Here is a 24,076-nt window from a genome sequence, read left to right as displayed (position 1 = left end):
AAGCACGAGATAATCAATGTATTAATTTTAACATAATTACCACTTAAAAATGTACAAGAGTTAAGGAGAATGATAATTTTTTACAATTATACTATCTTGAAATGTAAGATGCTGTTCTGCTCTAAATACGATATTATTTCGCCTTACAAAGAAAGACCAATTTTGTAATTGAGTTCTTTGGTGGGTGTATATGTTTGGTATAGGGTAATTTTATACAATTAAGCACAGGGGATTTTCATAGATTGATAGATAAAAAAGGAGAGTGAGGTCATTTGTTGTCATCGAAAAATTTTATAAGAATGGAGGAAAAGAGATGCAAAATAATCAAGCAAAAAAAGAATGGAAACGTGTATTGAATATGTTTCTTACAATAGTATTGATGGTAAGCAGCATTTCATTTATGGGGACGCCACAAAAAGTTAAGGCGGATACAGGTAATATACCAATATCATCACCTGCAGGAGTTAGTGGCGCTGTTTTATGGTTACGACCTGATAGAGGGATTAGTGTTGAAAGCGGTCAAATTGTATCTGAATGGCAAGATCAAAGTGGCAAAGCTAATCATGCTACACAGAATACTTCTAGTGCACAACCAATGTACCGTAATGATGCACAGTATAATGTTAATTTTAACCCAATGTTAGAGTTTAATAATAAGTATTTTAATCTTGATGTTACTAAACTTCCTACAGGTAACAAATCAAGAACAATTGTAGCTGTAGCAGCATCAAAGAACAATATAACTGATAATGCGTATATCATTTCATGGGGAACGGCTAACTCTGGTCAAATGATAGGTATGCTACAGCTTAATGGAACTACAAAAGGCGCGATGTCTATTTTTGGTGGCTCCTTCGCAAGTAATAATGGTTTCTGGCAAACAAACGTGCCGAATGAACTTATTGCAACATATGACGGTACAAATGGTGCATTATATAGCAAAACGACACAGATAGGTAAAGCACCACAAACATGGAATACTGCTAATACACAGGCACGTGTAGGAAGCATTATTCCTGGTAGTGGGCGTCCAGAAGCATGGATGGGAACAATTGGAGATATTATTGTGTATGACCGTCTTCTTAGTGATACAGAACGCAAACAAATCAGTTCGTATCTTGCTATTAAATATGGCTATACACTTGGCGTTGAGGGCACAAGTATTAACAATGCAGATTATCTAGCTTCTGATGCAAGTGTTCTGTGGGATGCAACTGCAAATGTAAATTATTATTATAATATCGCAGGCATTGCACGTGATGATGGGGGAGGGTTATTACAAAAGCAAAGTAACAGCACAAATCCAGGTCATCAAGTGATTATTGGTTTAAATAAAATTAGTGATAAAAACGCCAATAATACAGCACAATTCCCACAGGATATGCAGTATTTAATATGGGGAGATAATAATAAACCATTTGTCTATAATCAACCAATAAACGGTAGAATGCATACTGAACATATTTGGAAAGTTCAAAATGTAGGCAATATTGGACAAGTAGAATTTGCTATTCCTAAAGCAGCATTACCAGAAAAAGGTGCATTACTTGTTGGAAATGAAGATTTTAGCAATGCTCAAGAGTATCCATTAACATTGAAAACAATTAATGGTAAAGACTACTACACAACACAGTTAACGTTCATAGATGGTCAATACTTTACTCTAGTGACAACACAGCCTGAATTAGAAAAAGCAATATTGACACAAACAATTACAGATGAAAATAAAGTGACATTGGTTTTTGACCAAAGTGTAGAATTAACGAATTCAAATTTAGATGGCTTTACAATTACAAAAGATGGAGTGGAGATTCTATTACAAAATGTTCCTTACACAGTAGATGGAAATAAAATTATTTTAACATTGCCTGCAAGCGAAAATGTTACAAATGAATCAGTAGTTAAGGTGAAATATGACAAAGATACAGGTGTTGGTAACTTAGTAGGTAAAACAAATAATCTACCAGTTGGTAATTTTGAAGTAGAGGCAGTAAATCCATTGGCAGTTTCTTTAACAATTAATGAACCAAGTACAACCATCGTAACGCAGCCAAAGCCAACGATTAAAGGTGAAGTGGAAGCTGGCTCGATTGTTGATGTGGTGATAAAAGATAAATTAGGAAATGTAGTGCTGAATGCAGGAGGTTCAGCAAGTGTTGATACGAGTGGTAACTGGACATTCACACCATTAGTAGATTTAGCAATAGGTGACTACACAATTGAAGTGAAGGCTACAAAAGATAGTGCAACAGTTACTAAAACAAAGCCTTTAACAATTGTTGATAAAACAGCGCTTCAAAATAAAGTAACAGAAATAGAAGGGTTGACACCAGCGCATTATACATCAGAAACATGGACAGCCTTACAGCCAAAGTTAACAGAGGCGAAAGCTGTGCTAACCAATCCGACTGCGACTCAGCAAGAAATTGATAACGCATTGCAAGTGTTAAAAGGGGCACAGCAGGCATTAAAAGCACCAAAGCCAACAACGGTGGCATTGACACAAACAGTAACAGAGGGGAATCAGGTAACACTGACATTTAACCAAGAAGTAGAGCTCACAGACCTAACAGGCTTTACAGTGATGGTGGATGGTACACCAGTGACACCAACCTTTATAGTAGACCCAACAGACCACAAAAAAGTGATTTTCACATTACCAAATGGGACAGAAGTGACGAATAAAGAGGTCAAAGTCATTTACAATGGTGCAGGTAACTTAAAAGGCAAGGGAGCAACGGGTGCGCCTGTCGAGAATTTTGAGATGGTGGCAGAAAATCCATACAGTGCAGCATTCCAAATTACACAGCCAGGTCTAGTGACAGCCAATCCGCAGCCAACAATTGGTGGGCAAGTGGATGTGACCACAACTCCATCGACAGTCACGATTATTTTGAAAAAAGAACCAAGTGGTGAAGTAGTACAAGTAGAAGTACCAGCGCAAGTTGATCCAGTGACAGGTGAATGGACGTATACACCGCCAGCAGGTTTACCAGATGGCACATACAAAGTCATTGCAACTGCAACAAATGGTCAACAAACAGTGACAAAGGAACATATATTTACAATACCAACAGTGGATAAATCATTACTCATAGCACAGGTAGCTGAAGAGCCGCTTGTTGTTGCAGCAGGTCCATACACACCAGCAAGCTGGACAACGTATCAAGCGAAATTAACGGTAGCTAAACAGGTAATCAACAATCCAAATGCAACACAAACAGAAGTAAATGAAGCATTAGCACAGTTAACAGCAGCACAAAATACACTTGTGAAAGTAGGGAAAGGGCTAAGTGCTTTAACACCATTAACAGGTGGTACATTAAGTCCAAATTTCCAAACAGATATCACAGACTACACAATGACTGTAGACTATCCAACGACGATGACTAGCTTTGCTGGCATTCCAGTCGATGCAGGTGCAACTGTTACAACAACTGTGAATGGTCAACTTGGTACGATTGGACAAATTCCATTACAGGTAGGATTAAATACAATTGTCATCACGGTACAAGATACAAATGGTCACGTGAAGCAATATATCATTAAAGTATACCGTCAAGCAGATAGTTATGTGCCAGATAATAGTGGTAACACAGGTGGTGGCACGTCAACACCGACACCACCAGCGCCAACTCCAAGCGAAACAAAGACAAAAATCCAAGTGGAGCTTGAAATTGATGGTGAAAAACCATTAGAGAAAACAACGGTGGAAATTGAACGTACCAAGCATACAAATGGTGATATCACAGACTTTGTGGCATTAACAGAGGCAAATGCCAAGGAAGCCATTGAGAAGGCGAAAGCCATTGGCAACAATATTGCCCGTATCGTATTACCAGATGTCAATGATGAGGTGAAAGAAGCAACAGTAGAAATACCAAAGCAATCACTTCAATTACTACGTGACAATGGTTTATCATTAGAAATTTCATCTGTGAACGGTCATATTGCGATCCCAAATAGTTCAATGGAGGGCATTGATGACAAATTCTACTTCCGTTTAGTACCTGTGAAAAAAGAAAGTGAACGACAAGCCATTGAGGAGCGAGCACGTGCAGAGCAAGTTGTTCGTGCGACACTGCAAAGTAATGATGTACATGTATTGGCACGTCCGATGACAATTGAAACGAATATGCCAAAACGTCCAGTAGTGGTGACATTGCCATTAAAAGACGTGAAAGTTCCAACAAATGCAGCAGAGCGTGCGGCATTCTTGAAAACATTAGCTGTCTTTATTGAGCATTCCGATGGTGATAAAGAAGTTGTGATTCCTGAAGTAGTTACAATGGAAAAAGGACAGTTAGGCTTACAATTCACAGTGAATAAATTTAGTACCTTCACAATTATTCAAGTGGCTGAAGAAACAGTAGGCACACATACAGCGTATATCAAAGGCTTCCAGGACGGGACATTTGGTCCTGAGAAAAACGTAACACGTGCGCAAGTAGCGACAATGATTGCCCGTATTTTAGGCTATCAAGATGGTGAGAAAGTGGAGGTAGCACCGTTTAAGGATATCGCTAGCACACATCATGCGGCGGGAGCGATTGCCTTCGTGAAAGAGCAGGGCATTATGAATGGCGATGCGAATGGTAACTTCCGCGCTGATGAAAATATTACACGAGCTCAAATGGCGACAGTGGTAGCGAACTTCAAACAGCTACACATTGAAGAAAATGTAGCCATTACGTTCAATGATACAAAAGGGCATTGGGCACAATGGATTATTGAAGCGAATCGTGCAGCAGGCATCATCAACGGACGTCAAGATGGTAGCTTTGCACCAGATGCCCATTTAACACGAGCACAAGCCGTGGTCATGATGAACCGTATGTTTGAGCGTGGGCCACTTCATGGTGTCGCAATGCCAAGCTTCACAGATGTGGAAACAACGCATTGGGCATTCAAAGAAGTGGAAGAAGCAGCGAAATCTCATACGTATACAATGGACGAAGATGGGAACGAGCAGTTAGTGAAATAAGTAATAATTAGAACAGGCGTGGGTTATTCCTACGTCTGTTTTTTTATAGATGTGAGTATTAGTCCTTGTGTAGGTTTTGTATATATGCGTTTTTTATAATCATTAGTAAGCAAACGTATATATCATGTAAGTAGAAGGGATTGGAATTACAAGTGAAAAATAGTGCAAAATTCTACGATAAACTATTCAAAACAGCAATGGCTACAGCAATGGCAACAAGTGCAATCGCTGTAGTAGCACCAAATGTAACAAAAGCAGACACAGAGGAAGAAATCTTCCATGATGTGAAGACAGTTTCAGATTATTTTCCATATGTAAATGAGCTATTTGAGCGCGGGTTTGTTAGTGGTTATCCAGATGGCTCATTTAAGCCAACAGGTCTATTAACACGTGCCCAGGCATCTAAAATTTTAGCATTGAACTTAGGGTTAGATGTGACAAAATCATTTGACTATATATTTTTAGATGTTCCACAAAATGATTGGGCATATCCTTATGTAGCTGCACTAAAGGAAGCAGGTATTATTGATGGCTATCCAGATGGTTCGTTTAACCCAAATGCTCCAATTACACGTAATCAAATGGCTAAAATTATTGTTAAAGGGTATGGTTTAACACCAGCAACAGATATTACCCTGCCATTTACGGATATCACTAAAAATGACTGGGCTGCGCCATATATTCAAACATTATTTGATATGGGCATTACGATTGGTCAAACAACGACAACTTATGGTGGAGAGGCAACTGTTACACGTGCGAACATGGCTGCATTTACTATTCGTTCAGAGGTAAAAACTGATTATCAGGACAATCAACGTCCCGATGCAAATGTGATTTCAGCGATTCAAGATAATAAAATCACAATTGATGGCAAAGAATACTATATTAAAAAAGAGCTACAACCATTACTTCATGAACGTAATCTATCGGTATTAAATGAAGCTAATCTAGACTTTATTAAAATCGGTACAAAAATCGTAGGTATTCGTAATGTCGAGCTGTTACATGGTGGAACGGTTGATAATCCACTAACGCTTGATTTAGCAGGTGGAACAGTGGATACGAATATTACTATTGTAGGCGACTATATCAAACTAGCAAATGCTGAAATTACAGGTGATATTACAGTAAAAAAAGGTGATCAGAAACAAGTAGAATTCAATGATTTAGATTTAAATGGTCGTTTAATTATTGAGGGAGATGCAAAACGCCAGCAAGAATCAGTTGTAAAATTGAGTGGTACAAAGGTAGAAGAAGTGGTGGTAAATCGTGATCAAACGAAAATTATTACAGATAATGCGACACCAACTATCAATGTAGGTAGCAATGTATCAGCAATCGAAGTAGTAGGAAAAATTAATGCGATTGATTTCATAGGTAACCAAGATGTATTCGTAAAAGGAACATTAGAATCACAGGAATTAACGATTGAAACACCGATTAAAGTAACGCTTGAAAATAAAGCACAGCTACCATCTGTAGAAACACAACAATACGGTAGCCAACTGATTGTGCCAACAGATAGTACAATTGGCAAATTAATTAAACCAGACAATATTAAGCCTGAGGAAGCTGTGAAATTGCCAACAGGTGGTCTTCCATCAATCAGTCAAATTACAAATATTTCAGAAGTGGTGCGCCCAACTACGCCACCTGTAACACCTCCAGTTATTCCACCATCAACAGGTGACTCAGGTAATTCGGGTAATTCAGGCGGTGGCAGTACAACACCATCCTTCCCATCACAAACTGTGACGGTGAATAATGCTGTAGATGCACCAAACCAAGACCCATTAGCAGTTGGTATGGTTGGTACGATTGTCACAACAAGTAATGCGAATGTGGCAACGGCGACTATCACAAATGGCAAAATTAATATTACATCGAAAGGGCCTGGCACAGCTATTATTACGGTAAAAGAAGATGCGCCATCATTGAAAGAAGCACAAATACTTGTCACTGTTGATGCAAGCGGGAAAATAACACATACAATAAAACGTCCACTTGAAGTTGTACAAAATAAATTAACAGCAACACCAACGCCATCAGAAATAGAGCAAGTAGCGATTTATCAAGCATTAGCGATTCAAGGCATTACGTCAGAAAATGTAGCAGGTGTAACAAAAGCTGTGAAAGACGCAATTGCCGCTAAAGGTGGCCAATTAACAGAAACAGAGTTAAAGTTAACTGTGGATACAGCGATATTGCCCTATTTAATTAAAAAGGATAATAAGAGTTTAGAAGAAGTATTGACACCGCTTGATTTAGTCACAACAGGTCCAAATGGTACAAGTTTCACATGGCAATCGGTTGAGGTCGTGGGTAGCCATAATGCTACTATCGATTTGTCAACAGGTAATGTAACACGTGACAATGCAAATGATGAGAATGATACAGTGAAATTGCATGTCAAAGCAACAAATGGTTCAGAAACAAAAACAACAGCAATCGATACAACAATTGCAGAAGTGAAAAAACCTGAATTAGTAAGCGCTACATTACAGGATATAGATAACACTGGTGAAGTATCACCTGGTGATAAAATTGTGCTGAAATTTAGTGAGCTGGTTACGAACCAAGAGGGCGGAACGATAAGTGAACTTGCTGCAAGATGGTTTGGGCAGGACAAGGCAAATCTTTTTGGTGACAATGATGGCATATGGTCTACGGATGCGGATGGCAAAAGCGTATTAACGATTACCGTAGGTGCGAATCCTACTTTAACAGTGGGTACTAGCCTTACATTACTAGCTGACAAAGTAGCGGACAAATATGAAACAAAAAATGCACCAAGTACAGTGACAGTAGCCCTTGCACCATATGATTATCAAATTGTTACACAAAATGTAGCGGGTGCATTTTATTATAAGAACAATATCATTACAAGCGAAGCAGCAGAAAAGGTTCCAACAGCGATTACTTTCTCACGCAATGGCGCACCAATAACAGACGCTACTGTGACATACAGTGCTGCTGATGTGGCAACAGGTACAATTGAATCGGGTATTTTTACATTAAAATCTGTTCAAGTAACGAGAAATGCTAAAACGGAAACGGTCACATTTACAAATGGTGAAACGATTTCAGTAAATACAGCACCAGTATTAAATATCGTCAGTGCTACGGAATTTACAAGTGGTGTAAACAGTCCACATGTTCAGGATGGGCGTGTGAAAACGGTCAAAGTAGCTACAGCAAATATAATTACAGTGACTAGTACACAAACACTCAATTATCCAGTGATTATTGATGGACAAGACAAGCTAGAGCTTACCAGCGGTTTAGTGGTTAATGCAATAAAAGATGAAGTGCAATTAAACTATTTGAAAATATCAGGCTCAGCAAGTTCAATGGCAACTAACAATAGATGTTCATTAATAGTGTATGGTGCAACGAAGCTTATGTTAGATCATGTTAATATGGAGATACTTGGTGGCGGTGGCTACGGATTTGCAGGTATTATCTTAAAGCCACTCAATGCACAGCTTGTTATAAAAGATTCAACTGTTGATGCTCAATATACACAAGGTGGTGACAATGCACAGGTTGGATATGGTATACGTGCGGATGGTAAGAATGCAGCTATCACTATTATTAGTTCACAGATTACTTCAAAATCAATTGGAGATGTTGGAGCATATGGTATTAAAGGTGTTGAAGGTACTACTGTGACAATTACAGATGGCTCAGTAGGCGTAGAGGCAAGTGATCCTTATTCTCGTACTGTATATGGTATTCATCTAGGTAGCGACTCTAATTTGACAGTAGATGGTATAAGCACACTTAAAGTTGTTGCACCAAAAGCGAATGGCTTTGGTATTGGAAACAATGATAAGTATGCATCATTAAATGTCACTGAATCAGGTACAACATTTAATATAGATGCAGCAGCAGCAGGAAAACGAAAAGCACCTTATGAATATGATGTGGATACACTAAATAAAATCAATGCAGCATTAGCTAAAATCGATGAGACGTTGATTAAAAAGGCTAATCTATCCTTACAAGAGGTGACAACAGAGTTGAATTTACCAACTACTATAGACGATTTAGGAGTAACATGGTCTGCAACAACAGTAGATAGTGCAACAATTGCCCAAGATGGGACAGTTACAAGAAGTACAAATGACGACACAAATGATGTTGTGGTAGTAACAGCCACAATCACAGAAAATGGTATAACGAGAACGAAAGATTTTAATGTAACACTTATTGAACAGAAACTACCTACTGTCACATTGGCTGAGTTAAAGGACATAGACCAAGATGGGACACCAGATAATCTAGAGCTTACATTTAGCGAGTCAATCGCATCTCTAGATCAGGTTAAAATAGATGGTCAGATAGTTACAGGAGGAACATGGTCTCCAGATCGTAAAATATTAACGATTACGGTGACAGGTGTAACGTTAGCCGCCTCAAATGCTGAGGTGACAATACTGAAGGATGATCACAAAAACGAAAATGTACAACAAACGATAGCTCTTACAAAAAATTAGCACTTGCTAAAATTAATAATGCAAATGTGAATGTTTATACAGTGGCTGAAATTACAGTGCTTGCTGAGGTAGCTAAACCACCTGCTAGTTTTCAAAAAGTGAAAGATTTTATCGCTTCCTTAAAAGGGGAGCCATTTAACAAAAGTAGATATTAATGAATTGTTAAATAACGATGATGAGTTAATGAACATGGTTATTCGCTAAAGGTTAATTATACACATGGTAACTTAGTCAGTTTAACTAATATTGAAAGTGACCCATATATTTAAAAACGGGTACGCCTAAAAATTACCTTGTTAATTGGACAAATGCGAATAACGAAGTGATTACAGAGCTGATGTTTCAGCAACTGTATATATGCATTATGTTGTAGGAACTTCCTATATCCAATTAAAAGGTGTGGATGACGTTACATTTAATGGTGTCAATACACTTACACGTTCAGCAACATATCCAATAGATTAAGAGGCGGTTATCCTATAAAGTTCAAGCAAATAAAAACCTTGTCATTTTTAAATATGACAAGGTTTTTTGCTGTTATGGGTTATTTTGTTAGTAGATAATAATACAATGGTACAAATTAATTATCTGAAGGTGTAATATCGAAGTAGCTATTCATAATTGAGGATAATGACTTTTTAAATCTTTTTCCTCATTAGATATAGATGATATTTTATTTGAGCATGTGTAAATATCTTTTATTTTTTAGCAATTGCAAACGCAATGGTTGTCCCATATCCAACTTGACTCTCTACAATCAACTCTGAACCGAAAATTTGTCTTAATCGTTGCTCTGTATTGACTAAGCCAACACTTGTTTGTTTACGTGGCTTTGTTGTATCAAAGCCTACACCATTATCGATAATCGCTACAGTATACGCTTCAGTAGATTCTGTAATACGAATGGTGATGATACCCCCCTCTTTTCGAGGTAAAATACCATGCTGTATGGCATTTTCCACTAATGTTTGAATGACTAGTGGGGGCACGTGCAAATCGAAGTTATCGGGTAAATCCCACATGACTTGAATTCGGTCACCAAAACGAATTTGCTCAATGGTTAAATAAGAGCGTACAAGCTTTAGTTCATAATCAATCGGCACAACTAAATCGACATTTTGAAAATCGAAGCTCATTTGTAAATAGTCACTAAAGGCTAGTAATAACTCCTCCATTTGCTCATCATCCACGCCATGTAAGGAAATAATGGAGTTCAATGTATTAAAGAAGAAATGCGGCTGAATTTGTGCCTGTAGCCATGCTGCTTCAATGCGTAAGCGTTCCTCCCCAGAAAGCTTCATGCGCACCAGCGCTTGGATGCGTGCTGTAAATTCCGTCAAGTCCATTGGTTTTTTCACATAGTCATTGGCACCACTAGAAAAAGCAAGGTGAATATCTTCACGTTGCTGGCGAGCTGTTAAAAATAGAATCGGTAATTCAGCAATGGAAAACTGCTCACGAATGTGTTGCGCTAATTCATAGCCAGACATATAAGGCATCATAATATCTGATATAACCAAGTCGAAGCTACCTGCTTGGATTTTATCTAAGGCGGCTGCACCACTAGTAGCGGTGTCAATATGATAGGACTCGCTTGACATTGCATTCACTAATACCTGTAAATTAACAGGGTCATCATCCACAATTAAAATATGTGGCTGACTTGTAATGAGACTATCCTGTTCTGTTATGGCTACCTCTTTTTCAAAGCTAGAAAAATCAGTTTGGAATTTCCTTAAGCTATCTGGAGCAATGATATCTGTAGTAGTAATGACTTGATTATCTGCAATTGGCAATGAAAAGGTGAATGTTGACCCTTTTCCAACCTCTGATAGTAGAGATAATGTACCTCCGTGTAAAGTGACTAAATCCCGGCAAATACTTAGCCCAAGTCCAAGACCACCCCCAATAGCTGTCATGCTCGCATCAGCCTGCTCATATGGTTCGAATATTCGCTCTTGCAGCTTTTTATCAATACCAACACCTGTATCTGTAACTGAAATATAGAGCATAGCGTCTTTTCTTTCCACAGTAACAGTAATAGAGCCTTCTTCTGTAAATTTAATGGCATTGTAAATGAGGTTCGTGAAAATTTGAATAACCCGTGTCTCATCTGCCCAAACAAGTGGTGTATTTTCAGGAACATTAATGATTAATTTAATGGGCTTATTTTTTAGACGGAATAATAAGATCGTGTGAATACTATTGGCTAGACTGTGAAGATTCAGTGCTTTTGGATAGAGTCGCAATGTTTTTTCTTTTAGCTGCACTAAGTCGAGCAAATCGTCTAACACATGTGACATATGATTGCCGATGGATAAGAGTAATCGTAAGTCTTTATTTTCCTGCTTGTTCAACATCGCTTGTGTAATACTCATCATGCCATGTAACGGATTACGTAGCTCATGTGAGGTATTGGCTAGAAAATCATCCTTCGTTGCTATTTCTTTTTGTAGCTTAATGGAAAGCTGCTGTGTTTGGATAGTTGCCTGAAAATAGCGTGTAAATTCAAACGCAGAAAGCATTGTAATGGCTGCCAGTATGCCAATCGGATAGTGGCTATATGGCAAGGATAGGTTTTGCTTTTCTATATAAAATAAGGAATTATCAATAATCGCCACACCTGTTAATACTAAAAATAACATACCTTTTTGCTCTTTAATCCGTACAGTCATATGTAATGTAATAGCAATCGGTGTCACTATATACAGTACGCTGGTGATTTTGGAAAATTGGTAAACGTATTGGATTGGTGCAAGGACGATAAATAAGGCATATAGACTACATAGCCAAAGGAGCACCATAATGGCTTTTGATTTTGTATACTCCTTAACCAGTTCTTTAAAAAATAGCATAAGAAAAATCATAGTTAATATATACGCTAAAAACGAAAGCTTTTGCTCGATAATCCAGTTCGTTGGAAAATATACAAATAACAACTTATTACTGGAGACGATGACCGTTAAGATAGTTGTTATAAGTGTTAATGTAAAGTAGAAAAGAGACTTACTTCGTATACCTATAATAAAGAGTATTATAGTGAATAGTAAATAAAACAGGAAAATCACACAAACAAGAAGTTGTGTAATGACAGAAAAGCTTTTATATTGTTCGATTGAATGCAGATCACCTAATACAATTGTTTTTCTAAAGCCACCTTGTATATAATGATTGGATTGTTGGCCTTGTATAATAATATCGTTTTTGCCTTTGTGTAAAGGAAAATAATAAGTAGCCACTCTATCAATCGGGGCATTTTCCTCTGTATCAAAGGCTAACTTGCCGATCCCACCGATTAGCTTACCATTGACATACAATTCATAAGGAGACAAACCCTCAGGAATTGTTAGGCCATACATTTGAGGTGAATCATTATGCATAATTGTCAAACGATAAGAGCCAATCAGGATTTCATCTTGATTAGAAAAGTAGTGATTCCATGCTTCAGGAAGATTGGCATAAATAGAAGGCTCAATTGGATTTTCTTCTGTTGCTATAAGCGTGTTTGAGTAAAATGCCCATTCGCCGTTTAATTGTATTTTAAAATCTTTTGATGTGTCCTGTGTATCTAAATATAAAGTACCGTTTTGTATTTCAGCTCCCTCTGGTACATTCATAAGGTTTAACCAAGTGTAGCGAATGAAGGTGAGTATGCAAAAAAATAAGCTAGCAAATAACAGTATTTGAAACGTATTTGAAAGAACTTTCTGTTTTAGTATCATCTATCATAATTTCAACATAGTTAATAAAAATCCTGCAAGTATTACATGAACCAATTACGCTCCAGCATAATTGCCTCTGGATTTTGGATGTCCACTGAATAGTGGTGAAAATAGGTATTTAACATTCTCCTTGAGCTCAGATAAAAAAACAACAGGCTATACTTCACCTGTTGTCTTTGTCGGGATGGTAAACGAAATAGTTGTGCCATCTCCAATGTGGCTCTCGATGACCAATTTTGTACCGAAAATCTGTTTCAATCGTTGTTCCGTGTTCATAAGCCCAACACTTGTCTTTTTACGAGGAACAGCTGTATTAAAACCTACACCATTATCTGTAATAGCTACGGTATGGTCTTTTTCAGATTCAGTAATACGAATCGTAATAATGCCACCTTCTCTTCGTGGTAAAATGCCATGCTGGATTGCATTTTCCACTAATGTTTGAATGACTAGTGGGGGCACGTGCAATTCTAGGGTATCGGGTAGATTCCACACGACTTGAATTCGGTCACCAAAACGAATTTGCTCAATAATTAAATAAGAGCGCACAAGCTTTAGTTCATAATCAATCGGTACAACTAAATCGGCATTTTGAAAATCGAAGCTCATTTGTAAATAGTCACTAAAGGCTAGCAATAACTCCTCCATCTGTTCATCGTCCACGCCATGTAAGGAAATAATGGAGTTCAATGTATTAAAGAAGAAATGCGGCTGAATTTGTGCCTGTAGCCATGCTGCTTCAATACGTAAACGCTCTTCATTTGATAATTTCATGCGTACAAGTGCCTGTACCCGTGCTTTAAATTCTACATACTCCATTGGCTTTTTCACAAAATCATTGGCGCCACTTATAAAGGCAAGCTGAATATCCTCATGCTGCTGTTTAGCGGTTAAAAATAAAATCGGTAATTCTGAAATCGTAAACTGTTTACGAATATGTTGCGCCAGTTCATAGCCAGACATATTAGGCATCATAATATCTGAAATAACGAGGTCAAAAATTGTATTTTGCAATTTTTTTATAGCCTCTGCACCATTTAGCGCTGTTTCAACATCATAGGGCTCTGTTGATAAAACATTGACAAGCACTTGTAAATTGACAGGATCATCATCCACAATTAAAATGCGTGGACGACTTGTAATGAAAGGATTGGTGTCTATTATCGCAGCAATTTCCTGTTCAATATTATTCACCATGGATGTATATTTATCGAAAGCCTCTGTATGACTGGGTTCAGGAATAGTATCATTATCTATCTGTTTTTTAGTAATTGGTAAGGAGAAGGTGAATGTTGAGCCTTTACCAATTTCCGAGGATAGAGATAAGGTGCCACCATGTAAAACGATTAAATCCTTACAAATACTTAGCCCAAGTCCAAGACCACCACCAACAGCGGTCATGCTAGAATCTGCCTGTTCATATGGTTCAAATATGCGCTTTTGAAGCTCTTTATCAATACCAATGCCTGTATCTGTGATAGAAATATAAAGCATAGAGCCTTTTTTCTCCGCAGTAAGTGTAATAGAGCCTTCTTCTGTAAATTTAATCGCATTGTGAAGAAGATTGGTGAAAATTTGAATAACCCTTATTTCATCTGCCCAAACAACGGGTGTGTCGATTGGAATATTGACAATTAACTGGATAGGTTTACCTGATAAACGAAAAGCGAATATACTTTTCATACGTTGCGCCACATCGTGTATTTGAATGGCTTTTGGATAGAGCCTTAATGTTTGCTCTTTTAATTGTACTAAATCAAGCAAATCATCTAAGACATGTGACATATGTCTACCAATGGACAACAGTAATTTTAAATCATCATTCTCCTGCTTATTTAACAATAGCTGCGTAATGCTCATCATACCGTGTAAAGGATTACGTAGCTCATGGGATGTGTTGGCAAGAAATTCATCTTTCGCATGAATTTCCTTCTGTAATTTCAATGACAGTTTTTCTGTTTCTATTGTTGTATCATAATAGCGCGCAAACCAAAATGCAGATATAGCAGTTGCTGCAATCAGTAAGTCGAATGGATAATGACTATAAGGGGCAGTAGAATTTTGCTGTAAAAGTACAAACAGTGAATTGTTCGCTGTTGCCACACCAGCTAAAGCTAAAAACACGCTCCCTTTACCGCCTTTGGCTACAGCAATAAACATATAAATTGTCATCAGAATGGGTGAAACGATAAATAATAACAGAAAGGCTACACGCATTTTTAAAATATATTCAATAGGTGCAATTAGCGTAAAAGCTAAATAGATTCCACAGCATAACGACAGTATGAGCAAAGCCTTCGATTTTATATATTCTTTTACAAGCTCTCGCAAAAATAAAATAAAGAAGAGCATATTATTGATGTACGTTAGGAAATATAATTTTTGACCCCAAATCCAATTGAAAGGTAAATAAATATATAATAATTTATTGCTGGAAACAAGAGCCGTAGCAATGGTTGTGATAATAATAACAGCAAAATAAATCAATGCTTTATTACGAAAACCGATAACCCAAAGTAAAAGGATAAATAATATATAAAAAAGAAAAATAATACAAAAAAGAATTTGTGCAATAACGGCTATAAATCGTGCCTGTGACATTGACTGCAAATCACCTAAAATAATTTCTTTCGTCATCCCACCATCTGTATAAGGATTTGCCTGTATGCCTTGGATAATAATTTCATTTTCTTGGGCATCTAGCATAAAATAATAGGTAGCAGGACGGCTTACAGGAGCAGCTTCTATGTTGTCCAATGTCATATTGCCTAAGCCACCTATAAGCTTCTTATTTACATAAACTTCATATGGGGTCAATCCATCAGGTATTGTGATTCCATACATTTGAGGCACATCTGTGTGTTCCTTTAAAATAGTTAGGCGGTAGGAGCCATAATGTATACCGTCTTGCTTATGAAAATAGGGGCTCCATGATTCTGGTAGGTGGCTATAGGTTGGTTTGACACTCTTCTGTGACTCAGAAATGAGCAAAGTATTCGTATATAATTCCCATTCGCCAGATAATTTTATTTGGAACCCTTTATTTGTATGGAGTGTGTTTAAATCCAAAACACCTTGTTGGATATTTGCCTCATCTCCTACATTCATAAAATCCATCCATAGAAGGCGCATCACGACGAGAATACTAAAAAATAAAAGCGTCAATAAAAATATATTTATATAATGTGGATTAGTTTTATTTTTCATCATGCCCATACATTCCACAAAAATTGATAAAATCCTTCTTTTTGTGTAGTAGTGAAGGTTGGGAAATGATTTTCCAAAAAATGTGGTAAAGGTTTTGTATAGAATTTTTTTCTATAATTTAGTGTATAAGAGTTTGGATTTTTTAGGGAGGTAGCTCTCATGAGAGTAGTATTAGTAGATGATGAACATTTACCATTGACACGCTTAAAGACACTCCTAGAAAAATATGATGTCTTTGAGCTTTCGGTAGTTGGTGTTTATATGGGGGCACATGAGGCATTGTCATCCATTCAAAGTGTACAACCAGACGTTGTATTTTTAGATATTATGATGCCTGATATGGATGGGCTGGAGCTTGGTGAAAAAATTTTAGAATTATTACCGAATGTGGAAGTCGTATTTACATCAGGCTTCGATAAATTTGCAATAGACGCGTTTAATTTGCATGCCATTGATTATTTGCTAAAGCCTGTCCAAAAATCACGACTTGAAAAAACGCTGACAAGGCTACAGCGAGTTTATCAAAAAAATCAGCAAGTAGTAGAAAAACAACAAATGATTCAGCTTTTGGGTGATTTACATATTATTGCAGCTGATGGTACAAGCCAACCAATGAAATGGCGTACATCAAAGGCTAAAGAATTGTTTACCTATATGCTTAGCCGTCGCAATGAAATGGTGTACCGAGAAACCATCTTGGAGCTGTTTTGGCAGGATTCTGATATAGATAAGGCGTCAAAGCAATTATATACAGCTATTTATACGATACGACAAACATTGAAAAAATATGGATTAGATGGTGTACAAATTTCAAGTTTGACATTGAATTCAGGCTATAAAATGACTGTGAATAATGTGGTAATTGATATTGAGCAATGGTTGGCTCAAATCAAAGCATTACCGTTATTGGAGCAAAGTACCTTAACAGAGCATATACAGGCTTTTGAGGCATATACTGGTGAGTATTTGGGGGATAGTGATTATCTTTGGGCAGAGGGTGAAAAAGTACGCTTAAAGCATTTGTGGTTACATCAAGCTCAAAAATTACAGGATTTTTATGTTGCTAATGGAGATTATCAGGCTGCAATTAAAGTGCAAGAACGGGTTCAATATGTGTATCCAGAGGAAGAGGATAGCTATTTTACATTGATGCAGCTTTATGCACAAACAGATAACGTGCTGGCAGTAGAAGCGCAATATAGTGAATTGACAAGAATGCTGCAAGAGCATTATGCTGTAGAGCCAAATAAAGACGTGGTTAATTGGTATCAAAGGTGGAAAAATTGATAGAAATATAGCAAAAAGCAGCGATATGATTCCATCAACATCGCTGCTTTTGTATAAGGCAATAGTTATTTAGCGTTTCGCATTATAGAATGCTGAAAGCGCATTATTTAAATTATTTAAAGCTTGTGTGATTGCATTGTAATCTGTGTAAGAGCTGTTAACGACTGTTTGAGCATATTGTATAGCATTGTATAAGTTAGTGCTGTATGATTGTGGTACCCATGGCGTTCCCCAAATAACCTCAGAGCCGTTACCTGATGGAGAAGCATATGTGTTCTGATATTCAGCCCATGCTGTTGTAATACGTTGTTGTAATGTTGTAGTATCTGTGTAGTAACCATTTGTATTATTTTTTTGAGCGGTTTTATATACCTGAATGGCGTTGTTTAAGTAAGAGCTTGCATTAGCAATATCTGTTGCTGTAGAAGCGCTGTTATTCACAGTATTGCGTGCATATTCAACAGCAATATCGATAGTATTTCGTGCAGCTTGTGTTGTCCAAGGTACATTGTATCCTAGTCCATAGCCATTATCAGAAACAGCTACATATTGAACAGAATTAATCAGTACACTTAATGCGTTTCGATCCGTATTATAACCATTAGAGCCATTTGACACATTTCGTTTAGCATTTTGATACACTTGAATCGCATTATTTAAGCTGTTGCTTGCATTGATAATATCATTTGTTGTTGAGTAGTAGTTGTTAATGACATTACGAGCAGATGTGATAGCCGCTTCAATCGCATTTCGTTCAGCCTGTGTTGTCCAAGGCACATTGTTACCCAACTCATAACCATTCACAGAAACTGTCACAAGTTGAATAGAATTGATTAATGCTTGTAGCGAGTTTTTATCAGTTGCACCATATTTTGTTCCTACTTTTTGGACAGCTTGATAAGCAGCTAAGGCATTTTTATATTGAGTGATAGCTGTATTTACTTGTGCTTGTGTTGCCTTTGAATTGTTTAAGATTAGGCGAGAGCTTGTGATAATGGAGTCAAAAATAACACGATCGGCTTGTGTTGTCCATTTTGCTGTATTGGATACTTCATAACCGTATGTCGAAACAGCTACATATGGTGGTGAAGCTAATAATTTTGCAAGCTCTTCCTTGTTAGCTGTTGGTAGTGTGACAGATGCTTTTGAATCATCCACTTGTGTTTTTGTTACTTGGTGGCCTGAATCTAAGGCTACTTTTGCGCCACGTTTCACTGTAATTTGCTCGATTTTACCTTCACCATATAGGCTGAAATCTTTCTCCACATCTACTACTAATTTATCTGCATTTGAATATAAGTCTAGATTGATAACTTTATCTAACACAGTAACGGAAGAAATTGTTTGGTCTGATGTTAATCTTACTTTACTTCGTTGCACACTGACCTTCGAAGATTTCACATCCTGCAATACAACACTTAACCAATCTAATTTTTTTAGTTGTAAAGATTTTAATGTAATTGTTTCTTCAACTGTTACATTTTCAAGTGTTACCGCTTTTTTAACACGGCTTGAGACGATTAATTCGCCAGTTACAGTGACATTCTCAACCTTTGTATAATCACCATTTACTGTTAACGTACCAGCGATTTTTGCTGCGCCACCATTAAAAACAACTGATTTTTTATTTGAGCCAGCTTTAGATAAAGTTAAAGATGTTACACTTGTAATTTCGCCCCCTCTTACAACAATTGTTGCTTGGGCATTTGATAGTGCAGTACGGTTATCCGTGCTAAATAGTCCTTTTACAGCACTTCCTATTCTGTACTGACCATTAGATGTACTCACTTTGTCTGATGTAACGTTGGTGATTGTTACTGCTTCACCTGCAGGGGTAATTGCCGCAATTTGTTGTTTTACGTGGTTGCTTACTGAGTCGCTAGAAGCAGCACTTGCAATCGGGGCGGGTACTACTAGTGTTGCTGTAATAGCAGTAGCCATAAAAGTAGTTAGTGCTTTGTTTTTCATTAGTAAGTCACTCCAATCATTGAATTAATAGATAATATATCATATATTACTAGATTTTAGTATGAAAAGCGCTCCGTTGTTTGAATGTACTGCCTAAAATAAGAAAAAAGTCCCTATTTTTCGCCCTCTCTTATAATCATTCTATTTAACTATCTATTCTCAGATTATGTTACAATAGTTGTCACCTAGTATATATCAAGGAGGGAGTTTGTGATGAAAAAATCGAAAAGTATTGCTTTGAAATTATCTTTGTTAATTGTTGGGTTATTTCTACTATTGTTTGTTACATATACGCTCATAACAAGTAATGTGATGAAAAATCAAAGCGTACAAGAGGCTGAAAAAATGACAACAGAAACAGCCGCACTTTCAGCAATGAAAATGAGTGAACGATTGAAAAAAGCAAATACAGCTTTAATTACTACAAAAGGTATTTTAGAAAACTTAAAAAATAATGATGATCTATATACAGATGATATTATCGAAGTCATTAATAATAATTTACAAAATAATGTTGATTTAGTAGGCGGTGGAGCTGTTTTTGAAAAAGATGCTGTGATACTAGCTGAAGAAACAGAAACCGCTTTATTTGATAAAGAAGGTCGATATATTCCATACTCATTCAGAGATGGGGATCATATCTCTACAGATAATATTGGGAGTTTAGAGGATAAAAGTGTAACAGAATGGTATTGGATTCCGAAAGAAGAGAAACGTAGTATTTTGACGGAGCCTTACGATTATGAGGTAAATGGACAAATGATACTAATGGCTACGATTGCTGTGCCATTAGTAGATGAGGACGGGCAGTTCTTTGGCGTATTAACAGGCGATGTGTCTGTCGATTACCTAAATGATGTAATAAAATCTGTCGATATAGATGGTGGTTATGCAGCGATTATTGGCAATAGCGGTACGGTTGTGACAAGTAGTGTTAGTGACCAGAAGCTAGATGGTGCGAATATGCGAGATAGTATGGATTGGGACAACATTAAACAACAGCTAGAGAGTGACCATAGTAAAAGTATGTATATGGATTCTGATTACTTTGATGGTCGAGCTTACACCGTTTTGGAGTCGTTAGTGCTAGAAGCTATTGATGAAACTTGGGTTGTACAAATGGTGTTACCAGAATCACAAATTTTAAAGCAATATCATCAACAGCTGACATTTACGGTAATCTCCGCTATTATCATGGTTGTTTTAATGACGTTGTCTAGTATATGGTTTATTTATAAACAACTGAGACCATTGAAGTATTTACGACAATCCATCGAAATCGCAGCAGATGGTGATTTAACGAACAAAATAGATGAGAAATATATCAACATGGATGAAATTGGTACGGTAACAATGGCGTATAATCACATGTTAGATGAGACGAATAAGGTCATTCGTACTGTGCAAAACTCGACAATAACAATGAATGACGCATCAAACCGAGTGAATAGTGCTTTTAATGCGATTGTGGTGTCGAGTGTGGAGGTTGCAACAGCCATTGATGAGATTGCACAAGGAACGTCGAAGCAATCTGAAGATACAGAAGAAACGAATTATCGTATGATGGATTTAGCAGAGCAAATTGATGCTATTACCGCGTTATCTCAAGAGATGGAGCAGCTATCAGAGAAAACGCAAATAACGGCAGGCCAAGGCATGAAAGAAGTAGAAGAATTGCGAAATTGTAATGTGCAGACGAATGAGATGAATGAACGCATTCAACAGCAAATGACATCACTAGCAGCAGATATTGCAAACATTAGCCAAATCATCACGTCTATTCAAGGCATTGCTGAGCAAACCAATTTATTAGCTTTAAATGCTAGTATTGAGGCGGCCCGTGCAGGTGAGCATGGTAAAGGCTTCGCTGTTGTGGCAGAGGAAGTGCGTAAATTAGCAGAGCAATCCAACAAGGAAACAGAAGTGATTAAGCAAACAATTGCTGGCGTACTCGCTAATTCACAGCAAACCGTAGAGGTTATCGAATCCAATACGCATTTGGCACAGGCTCAAAACAAATCTGTGCACAATACAGAGCAAGCTTTTGCTGAAAATAATGAGCTATCTCGCTCAATTGCAATGTCTATTCAAGAATTAATGACTAAACTTTCAGCGATGCTTGAGCATAAAGATCAAGCAGTTACGGCAATTCAGAGCATTTCAGCCATTTCAGAGGAAACTGCGGCATCTGCAGAACAAGTAAGTGCAACGGCATTAGATCAACAAGGAGAGCTACAAAAAGTGGCAGAATCCATTCACGATGTCGATCAAATTTCAAAAGAATTACAGCATGCCATTGAACGTTTTAAACTGATGTCCTAATTAGAAAGTCCCAACGAATGATTTAGTGGATTCGTTGGGACTTTTATGTGAAATATAGCTTAAGAGATGCAGCACATAATCGTTTTACAACAAAATAAATTAGCTTGAGATGCAAAGAATGGTAGTATATACTATAATGCAACTTTTGGTATAAACTATTACTATATTGTACATCTGCAAAGGGGCTGAATACAGTTGCGTAAAAAATTGGGGTTATGGCATAAGATTAGTATTTTACTGATTAGCATTATTTTTTTATTTAGTGTGGGACTTGGCTTTATCGTCTACAACAGTACGAAAAATACAGTAGAGCTTGCATTGCAAGAGAATGGGAAGATTTTAGTGAATCATGTTGTAGGACAGTTGGACAGTGACGACTTTGCCCAATTAGCTGCAAATCCAGTCGATGGTGCTTTATATCGTGAATTACAGCAAAAGTTGACAACGATTTTGGAAACGAACTATGTAAAATATATTTATACATTTAAAGAAACAGCAGATGGCACACAGGCGATGACACTTGTGGATGCGGGTGATTTAAACAGTGATGAAACATACCAAATTGGTGAAATTATTGAGGATATCCCATTTGAAAGTATCGCCAGCAATATTAAAAAAACACATGAGGCCTTTAGTGAATATACCTCTATAGAAGGGGGCGGGGACTTCATTTCTTCTTATGCACCCATTTTATCGAAAGATGGTAAAATTGTGGCATATGTAGGTTTAGATATTGATAGCTCTATTGTCTCTGATATTCAAAAGACAGCGATTGCTAAATATTTACCTATTTTAGTAGGCGTTATTATTTTGCTTAGTATTGTGATGATGTTCGCTGTTTATTTCTACATACGGAAAGTATTGAAGCCTATTTTTATTATGAAACGAGCTACAGTGGCGTTTGCGGATGGTGATATAGCAACAGCGCAAAAAGTATTGGATAATCTCGATTTTAAATCCAACGATGATATTGCTGACTTTAGTATGAATTTCAAAGCGATGATGCAATCGATGTATGAAATTATTCACAATGTAGCTGCTATGGGGACAGATATTTTTCATGCGACGACAAGTCTTCAGGAAGTGGGAGATCATGTACAGCAATCGAGCAATCAATTGAGTATGAGTGTGGAGGAAATTGAGGATAGTGTCAGTCGCCAACAGCAATATTCTACACATTCCTTACAAACAATGCGTGAAATGGCTGGGGATATTGCGCAAATTACGCATTCGGTATCATCTGTGATGCATAGTTCAGCAACAGCGGCTGAACGTGTTCAATACAGCCAAACAGAGGCAAATCGAATTACTGGACAGATGAATAAGGTATCCGATTTGGTTGTGCAAACAGCGGAGAAGGTCAATGGATTGGGCGAGCGTTATACCGTGATTGAAGAAATGATTAGTGTTATTCAAAGCATTGCCGATCAAACGAATTTGCTAGCGCTTAATGCAGCGATTGAAGCCGCAAGAGCTGGTGAGCATGGCAAAGGCTTTGCGATTGTGGCAGAGGAAGTTAAAAAATTAGCAGAGATGACGAAAGGCTCAGCAGAAGATATTCGTCAACATATTTTTGAATTTAAGCAACTAACAGAAAATGCATTGGATGAAATGAATCATAGTGTGGTGGAAGTGAAAGAAGGAACACATTTGGTACTAGCTATTAGCAATGAGCTGAATGATTTATTAGAGGCAGTCAGAGTTGTAGAAAAAGACGTAACAAATGTCGTGGCAGTTACAAACACATTAGCGCAAAATACGAAGGTGGTTTCTCAGGCGATTGAGCAAACTAATGCTGTTTCCGAAACAGTCATGTTGGAAACAACAAGCGTAACAGATGCTTCTCAAATGCAAAAATCTTCAGTAACACAGCTGAGTGGGACAATGGAGGAATTGATGGAGCAGGTGAAGCGTTTAGAGCAAATGAAGCAAAATTATAAATTATAGATTGATCCATCGATGGAATTTATCCCGTATTAACAGGCTGTAAGATCTCCACTTCAAAATAGGGAGTGGAGAGGAACTGTGTAAGTGGGGGCAACAGCCTGTAAAAACCCGATTGGTAGTTTTACTTTATATGTAGC

At 37.3% G+C, this 24,076-nt stretch carries 8 protein-coding genes; 5 read left to right on the top strand and 3 right to left on the bottom strand.

The window, feature by feature from the left end; all coding sequences use genetic code 11:
• Positions 1-313: 313 nt before the first annotated feature.
• Together OPF91_RS16655 and OPF91_RS16650 are read left to right on the top strand one after the other, a co-directional pair.
• Complete coding sequence (locus tag OPF91_RS16655) at positions 314-4,984, top strand: DUF8202 domain-containing protein (RefSeq protein ID WP_264990060.1); 4,671 nt, start codon at positions 314-316, stop codon at positions 4,982-4,984.
• Positions 4,985-5,124: 140 nt separating this feature from the next.
• The gene (locus OPF91_RS16650; RefSeq protein ID WP_264990059.1) at positions 5,125-9,486 is read left to right on the top strand and encodes an S-layer homology domain-containing protein; all 4,362 of its coding nucleotides are present in this window, start codon (positions 5,125-5,127) and stop codon (positions 9,484-9,486) included.
• Positions 9,487-10,184: 698 nt separating this feature from the next.
• Here OPF91_RS16650 and OPF91_RS16645 read toward each other — a convergent pair.
• Positions 10,185-13,103: a hybrid sensor histidine kinase/response regulator gene (locus OPF91_RS16645; protein ID WP_264990058.1), complete on the bottom strand. Its 2,919-nt coding sequence runs from the start codon at positions 13,101-13,103 to the stop codon at positions 10,185-10,187.
• A gap of 261 nt (positions 13,104-13,364) precedes the next feature.
• On the bottom strand, positions 13,365-16,316 hold the full coding sequence (locus OPF91_RS16640; protein WP_264990057.1) for an ATP-binding protein: 2,952 nt from the start codon (positions 16,314-16,316) through the stop codon (positions 13,365-13,367).
• A 258-nt stretch (positions 16,317-16,574) separates the two neighbouring features.
• On the opposite strand from OPF91_RS16640, the gene OPF91_RS16635 reads away from it, so the two are divergent.
• Complete coding sequence (locus tag OPF91_RS16635; protein ID WP_264990056.1) at positions 16,575-17,702, top strand: response regulator; 1,128 nt, start codon at positions 16,575-16,577, stop codon at positions 17,700-17,702.
• A gap of 69 nt (positions 17,703-17,771) precedes the next feature.
• Here the strand turns inward: OPF91_RS16635 and OPF91_RS16630 are convergent, their stop codons facing one another.
• Positions 17,772-19,670, bottom strand: coding sequence for an S-layer protein (locus OPF91_RS16630; RefSeq protein WP_264990055.1), 1,899 nt, complete (start codon positions 19,668-19,670; stop codon positions 17,772-17,774).
• Between the two features lie 213 nt (positions 19,671-19,883).
• Between OPF91_RS16630 and OPF91_RS16625 the strand changes: the two genes are divergently transcribed.
• A complete protein-coding gene (locus tag OPF91_RS16625; RefSeq protein ID WP_264990054.1) occupies positions 19,884-21,992 on the top strand; it encodes a methyl-accepting chemotaxis protein in 2,109 nt (702 codons plus the stop codon).
• 195 nt (positions 21,993-22,187) lie between these two features.
• Positions 22,188-23,939, top strand: a complete 1,752-nt coding sequence (locus OPF91_RS16620) for a methyl-accepting chemotaxis protein (RefSeq protein WP_264990053.1) — start codon at positions 22,188-22,190, stop codon at positions 23,937-23,939.
• Positions 23,940-24,076 lie beyond the last annotated feature (137 nt).

This window comes from Lysinibacillus piscis (genome assembly GCF_026012395.1).
GTDB classification, from domain to species: Bacteria; Bacillota; Bacilli; order Bacillales_A; family Planococcaceae; genus Lysinibacillus; species Lysinibacillus piscis.
The sequence above is the reverse complement of the archived record's forward strand: the minus strand, read 5'-3'. Positions and strand labels throughout refer to the sequence as shown.